At 67.1% G+C, this 904-nt stretch carries 2 protein-coding genes and 1 pseudogene; 2 read left to right on the top strand and 1 reads right to left on the bottom strand.

Annotated elements, in window-relative coordinates:
- A partial coding sequence (locus tag A5698_RS27965; RefSeq protein ID WP_502688914.1) for a DUF742 domain-containing protein occupies positions 1–121 on the bottom strand: 121 nt, incomplete at its 3' end.
- Between the two features lie 16 nt (positions 122–137).
- Here A5698_RS27965 and A5698_RS12550 point away from each other — a divergent pair.
- Positions 138–293, top strand: a pseudogene (locus tag A5698_RS12550) (DUF742 domain-containing protein); the annotation flags it as partial.
- Positions 274–904, top strand: a 631-nt coding sequence (locus A5698_RS12545) for a GTP-binding protein (protein ID WP_156670727.1), incomplete at its 3' end; no start/stop codon positions are given. The pseudogene A5698_RS12550 and the gene A5698_RS12545, both read left to right, overlap by 20 nt.

The raw sequence follows: 904 nt of genomic DNA, 5'->3' as shown, positions 1-904 counted from the left end.
GCGCGCCGCGCACCGCCACATAACCCTGCGTCACGAGATCCCCGATCAGCACCCGCGCCACGCCGAGCGGCAACGACAACTTCGCGGCGATCTCGGCGACCGACGGGTGATTGACGCCCATCGCCAGGATCTGCCCGCGCACGTCGTTGCCGCTCGGCGTGGCGCGGGTGCTGATCGGGGATCTCGTGACGCAGGGTTATGTGGCGGTGCGCGGCGCGCTGGGCGAGTCGAGCACCGTCGACGAGAGACGTGAGTTGATAGGAAGGACACTGCGTGGCCTCAAGGCACTCTGAGGAGCGCTCATCCGCAACAGGGTCTTCGCGCGAGCGCTCATCCGCAACGAAGATCGTCATCTCCGGCGGCTTCGGCGCCGGCAAGACGACGTTCGTCGGCGCGGTCTCCGAGATCATGCCGCTGCGGACCGAGGCCCTGGTCACTACTGCGTCGGCGGGCGTCGACGGCCTGGAGGCCACACCGCAGAAGAACACCACGACGGTCGCGATGGACTTCGGCCGCATCACCTTGGCCGACGACCTGGTGTTGTACCTGTTCGGCACGCCCGGGCAGCGTCGGTTCTGGTTCATGTGGGACGACCTCGTCAGCGGGGCGATCGGGGCGATCGTGCTGGTCGACGTGCGTCGCCTGCAGGACAGCTTCGCCGCGGTCGACTTCTTTGAGGCGCGTGAACTGCCGTTCCTGATCGCGATCAACCAATTCGACGGTGCGCCAAGGCATCCGGTGTCAGCCGTGCGTAAGGCGCTGGCGTTGGCCGAGCACATCCCGGTGATCACCGTCGACGCGCGCGACCGTCAGTCCGCCAAGGCCGCGTTGATCGCGATCAGGAACGGCAGTTCACGCGCCTCAAAGAAGTCGACCGCGGCGAAGCTGTCCTGCAGGCGACGCA

The sequence above is a fragment of the Mycobacterium sp. E136 genome (genome assembly GCF_001666865.1).
GTDB lineage: Bacteria > Actinomycetota > Actinomycetes > Mycobacteriales > Mycobacteriaceae > Mycobacterium.
Note: the sequence above shows the minus strand (reverse complement) of the source record. Positions and strands in the feature narration are given on the sequence as shown.